At 63.9% G+C, this 6,290-nt stretch carries 6 protein-coding genes, 3 tRNA genes and 1 pseudogene; 7 read left to right on the plus strand and 3 right to left on the minus strand.

Going from position 1 to position 6,290, the window contains the following annotated elements; genetic code table 11:
* Window positions 1-212: 212 nt before the first annotated feature.
* Window positions 213-317 (plus strand): chorismate mutase, encoded by a 105-nt coding sequence (locus LGN10_RS05250; protein ID WP_162484450.1) that lies wholly within the window; start codon window positions 213-215, stop codon window positions 315-317.
* A 223-nt stretch (window positions 318-540) separates the two neighbouring features.
* Window positions 541-1,131 carry a chorismate mutase gene (locus LGN10_RS05255; protein WP_059574099.1) on the plus strand — a complete coding sequence of 197 codons (591 nt, stop codon included), beginning with the start codon at window positions 541-543 and terminating at the stop codon, window positions 1,129-1,131.
* A 32-nt stretch (window positions 1,132-1,163) separates the two neighbouring features.
* Here the strand turns inward: LGN10_RS05255 and LGN10_RS05260 are convergent, their stop codons facing one another.
* Both LGN10_RS05260 and LGN10_RS05265 read right to left on the minus strand, forming a co-directional pair.
* Window positions 1,164-2,291 carry an exonuclease domain-containing protein gene (locus tag LGN10_RS05260; RefSeq protein ID WP_089464613.1) on the minus strand — a complete coding sequence of 376 codons (1,128 nt, stop codon included), beginning with the start codon at window positions 2,289-2,291 and terminating at the stop codon, window positions 1,164-1,166.
* A gap of 141 nt (window positions 2,292-2,432) precedes the next feature.
* Entirely contained in the window at window positions 2,433-2,636 is a 204-nt protein-coding gene (locus tag LGN10_RS05265) for a cold-shock protein (protein ID WP_006476615.1), read from the minus strand.
* A 394-nt stretch (window positions 2,637-3,030) separates the two neighbouring features.
* Here LGN10_RS05265 and LGN10_RS05270 point away from each other — a divergent pair, with 394 nt between their 5' ends.
* The gene (locus LGN10_RS05270; RefSeq protein WP_089464612.1) at window positions 3,031-3,297 is read left to right on the plus strand and encodes a hypothetical protein; all 267 of its coding nucleotides are present in this window, start codon (window positions 3,031-3,033) and stop codon (window positions 3,295-3,297) included.
* Between the two features lie 498 nt (window positions 3,298-3,795).
* A pseudogene (locus LGN10_RS05275) lies at window positions 3,796-4,941 on the plus strand (porin).
* A gap of 83 nt (window positions 4,942-5,024) precedes the next feature.
* On the opposite strand, the gene greB reads toward LGN10_RS05275, so the two are convergent.
* Window positions 5,025-5,588, minus strand: a complete 564-nt coding sequence (gene greB, locus LGN10_RS05280; protein WP_006486618.1) for a transcription elongation factor GreB — start codon at window positions 5,586-5,588, stop codon at window positions 5,025-5,027.
* Window positions 5,589-5,717: 129 nt separating this feature from the next.
* On the opposite strand from greB, the gene LGN10_RS05285 reads away from it, so the two are divergent.
* The 3 genes from LGN10_RS05285 to LGN10_RS05295 all read left to right on the plus strand — a co-directional run bounded on the left by LGN10_RS05285 (window position 5,718) and on the right by LGN10_RS05295 (window position 6,075).
* A tRNA-Arg gene (locus tag LGN10_RS05285) sits at window positions 5,718-5,794 on the plus strand.
* Between the two features lie 66 nt (window positions 5,795-5,860).
* Window positions 5,861-5,937 (plus strand) — tRNA-Arg (locus LGN10_RS05290).
* Between the two features lie 61 nt (window positions 5,938-5,998).
* Window positions 5,999-6,075, plus strand: a tRNA-Arg gene (locus LGN10_RS05295).
* Window positions 6,076-6,290: the final 215 nt, after the last annotated feature.

Genomic DNA, 6,290 nt, shown 5'->3' on the forward strand with positions numbered 1-6,290 from the left:
TATAGCAAGCGGCCCGATCGTTGCCGATCGCGCGGTTGCCATACCGGGCATCGCACCGCGCGTCGGAGCGCATGTGCCGTTAATACAACAGAGACAAAATCTAACGATTCGACGCTGGCATAAATCCGAGCGCGAGGTTGATAATCATTGAACCTGCTGGAGAAACGATCATGGACGAAAGACCAACTCGCATGCCACCGCCCGAGCAAGTGATGAGCCCGGATCCGGAACCCGTCGGCGTGGAATTCCTCGCCGAGTTGCCCGAGCACGTTCGGGCATTCTTCGACGAGCAGCACAAGCTGTACTCGCCGAAGTGAACGTCAGTTCGGTTCTGTAACCGCCACGTGTCGATCATCGCTATCGTGCGGTTCATCCGTGCGCCTCGCGCGCCATTCGCCTCGCACCCGGGCCGCAACAGCCTGACGGTGCCGGATCGGCTCGCCTGCTGATTCTGCTGTCGCGACGCTACGCCGCGCGACTGTCTTCGTCTATCCTTCTGGTTTTCCACGTCCGGCCCGCCCGGCTCTCCCGATCGTTCCGATGAAGCAAGCCATTCGTGCCAGCCTCGCTGTCGCCGCGCTCGGCGTCGCCCTCTTCTCCCCGCATACCGCCCGTGCAGACGGCGACGACACCGCCCTCACCAACATCGTCGCACTCGCGTCGCAGCGGCTCGCGCTCGCCGAACCGGTCGCGCGATGGAAATGGGCGAATCACAAGGCCATCGAGGACCAGCCGCGCGAAGCGGCGCTGCTCACCGCGGTCGAAAAACGCGCCGTCCAGGCCGGCGTCGATCCCGCGTTTGCCCGAACCTTCTTCGAGGATCAGATCACGGCGAGCAAGGACGTGCAGAACGCACTGTTCGCGACGTGGCGCACGACGCGGCCGCCGGAAGGCACGCCACCCGACCTCGCGACCAGCACGCGGCCGGCACTCGACCGGCTGACGCAGAAAATGCTCGCCGGTCTCGCGCAGGTCGCCCCGCTGCGCGAGGCGCCCGATTGCCAGGCGCGGCTCGCGCGCAGCATCGCGAACTGGAAGACGCTCACGCGTTACGATTCGAGGCAGACGCAGGCCCTCGATACCGCGCTGTCACACGTGTGCGCCGCCGGTGGGGCCAGCGCGATCGGCTGACGCAGGCGAGGCCACGGACCCGGGCCGCCCGCTCAATCGGCCGGCGTGAGCGCCGCGAGCGGAATCATCTGCAAGCCGCGCGCGAGATGCGGCTGCAGCAGGCGATGGGTGAAGGGTTCGAACGCCCCGCCCGCCGCGTCGGCCACGAGCCGCGCGGCCGCATCGAGCGATTCCGCCGAACCGAGATAGCACCAGCCGTCGATCACGTGAAACAGGCGGCGCTCGCCGTTCGCCTCGAACGCGACGGCGCCGTCGAACGGCCAGGGCGCACCGCCCGCGCGAGCGGCGTCGGCTGCGGGGCGCCGGTTGTACGACGGACGCAACCGCGCGATCCATTGCGCTTCGGCAAGCATCGCCCCGAGCTCGTTGCCGGTCTCGCGCCACTCGACGCGCCGCACCTGCTGCGCCAGCCGCATTTCCTTCGACGACCGGCGCTCGCCGGTCAGCAGCGCGCGCAGCCGCTGCCGCACGCGCACGCTGCGGCCGACATACAGCGCTTCGTCGCGCTCGCCGAACAGCGCATACGCGCCGCACCCTGCCGGCGCGGTATCCAGCCACGCCTCGGTCAGGTCGCCGCCCAGACGGAAGTGGCGCGTCGTCCGCGCGATCTGGTCGCGCAGCCGCTCGAGCGGCACGATGTCGTGCAGTTGGCGCCAGAACTGCCAGAGGAGGTCGGCATCGGCCAGCGCCCTGTGGCGCGCTGCCGGCACGAGCCCATGCCGCTCGATCAACGCATCGAGCCCGTGCCGCGATTCGCGCGGAAACAGCGCGCGCGACAGCCTTACGGTACAGAGCACATCGGGATTGAAGGCGAGCCCGGCTCGCTCGAATTCGGCGCGCAGGAAGCCGCGATCGAAGCTCGCGTTATGCGCGACGAACAGCTTGCCGTCGAGCCGCTCGAACAGCGCCGGCGCGAGCGACGCGAACGTCGGCGCATCGCGCACCATCGCGTCCGAGATGCCCGTCAGTTGCTGGATGAACGGCGGAATCGCCTGCCCCGGATTGACGAGGCTCGACCACGTCGACACGCCGAGCGGCCCGATTTCGACCACGCCGATTTCGGTGATGCGATGGTCGGCGGACGAGCCGCCGGTGGTTTCAAGGTCGACGAAGACTAGCGGCTGTTCGCTGGCGGGATCGGGCGGACGGGAATCGGACATGAAAAGACTGGGAAACGGTGCTTTCGTGAGTATGCACCGGCATGCGTACTCGCGGCCAGCCCGAGCCGGCATGCTCCGTCCCCGGAAAACAAAAAGCCCCCGCGATGCGGGGGCCGGACGTGATCGGCAATGCGAGGCGCGTCAGACCGCCTGGATATTCGCTGCCTGCTTGCCTTTCGGCCCGACTTTGACGTCGAACGAAACACGCTGGTTTTCCTTCAGCGTCTTGAAGCCGTCCATCCGGATTTCGGAAAAGTGCGCAAACAAATCTTCACCGCCATTGTCCGACGTAATAAACCCAAAACCTTTAGCATCGTTAAACCATTTCACGATACCGGTATCCATGTCTGCGTTCCCCACTCGATAAGATCAAAAAAGCTATTTTTATAGCCGTTACCCGAAATCCCGAAACATTGCGCCGGCATCCGCACCGGCGCGCCGCCCGAGGACGGAGTGCTGACTTTATAAATTGGACAATCCGGGTGCGTCAAGAAAATTTTTGACGTGTGCTTTATCGAAAAGATGCTAATACCGCTGGAATCGGTACACCATCATCCTTGATTAATTGATTCGCATCAAAAACCTGTCAACATTACCGGGATCGGATCCTCGATAATCATCGGTCGCGAAATTTCTACCGGGGACAAATCGACCCGGTAAAATCCTCGGGTTTTTTCCGGGTTGCGGAAATGCGGAGACATTGCGATCCTGAAGCAACGCCGAAAGGAAGGAGAGGGTCATGTGGCTGGACGGAATCAAGCGCTTCGCGAGCCGGCTCGGGCGCGTACGTCGCAAGTCCCGCGCCCTGGCCGAGTCCGCGCGCGAAGCGCCGTGCGACGCCGAATTCGATATGACGTGGCACGGCGATCACTGGCAGAACCTGCTCGCATCGCCTCTGGATGCCCGTCACTACGTGATGGAAGACTGGACCTACACGCCGCTGCCGGTCGAAGCAGAAGAGGCCGTGCCTGCAGGCAAGCGCAAGCGCCGCTCGTACACGCGGTAGCGCACCGCGCAGCGGGGCAAAAAAAAAGCGCGACTGGGAAGTCGCGCCGACAAAGGTTTGGAGATCTTTTCCGTCAACGAAAAAGTCTGCTTCGGAAAGCAGAGATCGCAGTATAGCGAGAGAACTACCTTTCATTATCCATGCTCCACACAAACCTCTATTGCCGATGTGTCAATAATCGCGCTATAGAAGCCCCCGCTCGCTGCTGACTGTCTGTCGCGGCCGCGCAACGCCCGTTACGTCGTTCCCATTGCTGCTTCCTTTCGCTGCACCGCCGCAGATCCTTGCGGGACAAGCGTTCGCGCGCACCCGTCGATTTTTGCGGATTCCAAAATACATTATTTCTTAAAGCGCCAGCCGCCCTCGCTCGGCGCCCTTCATACACTGAAGGTGGCTTTCTGACGATCGCACGACCGCGCCGCCGGAGCGACTACGGCGTCAGGCGAACACGACCAGTCCGCCGCAGGTTCGATCGACATCCTGTTTGGAGACAGATCCATGAAAAAGACCTTGATCGTCGCCGCGTTGTCGGGTGTATTCGTCACCGCAGCCCATGCGCAAAGCAGCGTGACGCTGTACGGCCTGATCGACGCAGGCATCACCTACACGAACAATCAGCATGGCCACAGCGCCTGGCAGGAAACGAGCGGTTCGATCAACGGCAGCCGATGGGGCTTGCGCGGCACCGAGGATCTCGGCGGCGGCCTGAGAGCCATCTTCACGCTGGAAAACGGTTTCGGCATCAACAACGGCACGCTCAAGCAGAACGGCCGCGAATTCGGCCGGCAGGCGTTCGTGGGCCTCGCGCACACCACCTACGGCTCGCTGACGCTGGGCCGTCAATACGACAGCGTGGTCGACTATCTCGGGCCGCTGTCGCTGACCGGTACCCAGTATGGCGGCACCCAGTTCGCCCACCCGTTCGACAACGACAACCTGAACAACTCGTTCCGGATCAACAACTCGGTCAAGTACCAGAGCGCCAACTACGGCGGCCTCAAGTTCGGTGCGTTGTACGGGTTCTCGAATTCGTCGGCGTTCGCGAACAACCGCGCGTATAGCGGCGGCGTGTCGTACAGCTACCTCGGCTTCAATTTCGCCGCGGCCTACCTGCAGTTGAACAGCGACGTCAACGCGCTCGCGCAGGCCGCCTCCGATCCGGGTGCGGTCACCGGCGACTGGACCTTCGCGTCGCGCGTGCAGCGTACCTAGGGCGCCGGCCTGAATTACGGGTTCGGCCCCGCGACGGTCGGCTTCGTGTTCACGCAGACGCGCCTTAGCGGCCTGCGCGCGATCAGCGCCGGCCAATCGGGCGTAACGGGCGGCATCACGGGCCTTGGCGACAGCGGCCGCTTCAGCAACTACGAAGTCAACGGCCGCTACGCGCTGACGCCGGCCCTGTCGCTCGCCGGCTCCTACACGTATACGCAGGGCCGCCTGTCCGGCGACAAGCCGACCTGGCACCAGTTCAATCTGCAGGCCGACTACGCGCTGTCGAAGCGCACCGACGTGTACCTGCAGGGCGAGTTCCAGAAGGTCAACAGCGACGGGCTCGACCTCGGCGCCAACATCAACGGGCTGGGCGCCGCATCGTCGACCAACAAGCAGATCGCGGTCACGGCCGGCTTGCGCCATCGCTTCTGAGCGACCGGCACATTCGCCGTACGCGGAAAGACGAAGCGCCCCGACGGGGCGCTTTTGCTTTGCCGCGTCGCGCCGGCCGACGCTCAGGCGTCGCCGCGCGCCGGATACCGGACGTCGAGTATGTCGATCGGCTGAGGGCCGGCCGGCGTCATCAGCGTGACGGTATCGCCGATCTTCGCCTTGATCAGCGCACGCGCGACCGGCGAAATCCAGCTGACGCAGCCGCGGTCGAGATCGACCTCGTCGATGCCGACGATCGTCACCGTGTGGTCCTCGCCGTCCGGCGTCTCGTAATCGACCGTCGCGCCGAAGAAAACCTGGTCGACGTTCTCCTGCCGGCTCGCGTCGACGACCTCGGCGAGGTCGAGCCGCTTCGTCAGGAAGCGGATGCGGCGATCGATCTCGCGAAGCCGCCGCTTGCCGTAGATGTAATCGCCGTTCTCCGACCGGTCGCCGTTCGAGGCGGCCCACGACACGAGCCGCACGACCTCGGGACGTTCGACGTCGATCAGGTTCAGCAGCTCGTCCCTCAGCCGCTTGTGGCCGGCCGGCGTGATGTAGTTCTTCGCGCCCGCCGGAATCGCGGGTTGAGCCGGGTCGAGATCGTCGTCGTCACCGTCCGACTCTTTGACAAACGCCTTGTTCATGATGCGGATTCAACGTGAATGACTGATCCTCCAAGGGTACACGAAGGGCGCTCGCCCAAGGCCATCGCACCAAATTCGCGAATAAGGCTTCCCTTTTTATACGACTCTGCTATACTTCCGCTTCTGCGTGCGGCTGTAGCTCAGTTGGATAGAGTACTTGGCTACGAACCAAGGGGTCGTGGGTTCGAATCCTGCCAGCCGCGCCACCTTTTCGAGGGCCTTCCGAACCGAAGGCCCTTTCAGTTCGAAGCAGTAGAAGTGTGTTGTTGCGTGCGGCTGTAGCTCAGTTGGATAGAGTACTTGGCTACGAACCAAGGGGTCGTGGGTTCGAATCCTGCCAGCCGCGCCACTTATTTGGGGGCCTTCCCATCGCAGAAGGTTCCGACAGTTGAAGCAGTACCGTTTTGCGTGCGGCTGTAGCTCAGTTGGATAGAGTACTTGGCTACGAACCAAGGGGTCGTGGGTTCGAATCCTGCCAGCCGCGCCACCTTAAAAGGGCTTTCCTCCGGGAAAGCCCTTTTTCTTTTTGCACCCGCCTCCCCTCGTCCGCACCATCGCCTCGCACGCCTTCGGCAAACGTCACGTGCAGTTTCGCCCGCCTCAACGAAAACGGCGGCCATTGGCCGCCGTCCGTGGATCACCGCGCTGGGGGGGGGGGGGGGGGGGGGGGGGGGGGGGGGGGGGGGGGGGGGGGGGGGGGGG

It is taken from the genome of Burkholderia sp. AU32262 (genome assembly GCF_020419985.1).
GTDB classification, from domain to species: domain Bacteria; phylum Pseudomonadota; class Gammaproteobacteria; order Burkholderiales; family Burkholderiaceae; genus Burkholderia; species Burkholderia semiarida.

What these genes read in the sequence shown, in the direction of transcription:
- LGN10_RS05250 (WP_162484450.1), top strand. Translation starts at nt 213, where the DNA reads ATGAGCCCGGATCCGGAACCCGTCGGCGTGGAATTCCTCGCCGAGTTG.
- LGN10_RS05255 (WP_059574099.1), top strand. Translation starts at nt 541, where the DNA reads ATGAAGCAAGCCATTCGTGCCAGCCTCGCTGTCGCCGCGCTCGGCGTC.
- LGN10_RS05260 (WP_089464613.1), bottom strand. Translation starts at nt 2,291, where the DNA reads ATGTCCGATTCCCGTCCGCCCGATCCCGCCAGCGAACAGCCGCTAGTC.
- LGN10_RS05265 (WP_006476615.1), bottom strand. Translation starts at nt 2,636, where the DNA reads ATGGATACCGGTATCGTGAAATGGTTTAACGATGCTAAAGGTTTTGGG.
- LGN10_RS05270 (WP_089464612.1), top strand. Translation starts at nt 3,031, where the DNA reads ATGTGGCTGGACGGAATCAAGCGCTTCGCGAGCCGGCTCGGGCGCGTA.
- greB (WP_006486618.1), bottom strand. Translation starts at nt 5,588, where the DNA reads ATGAACAAGGCGTTTGTCAAAGAGTCGGACGGTGACGACGACGATCTC.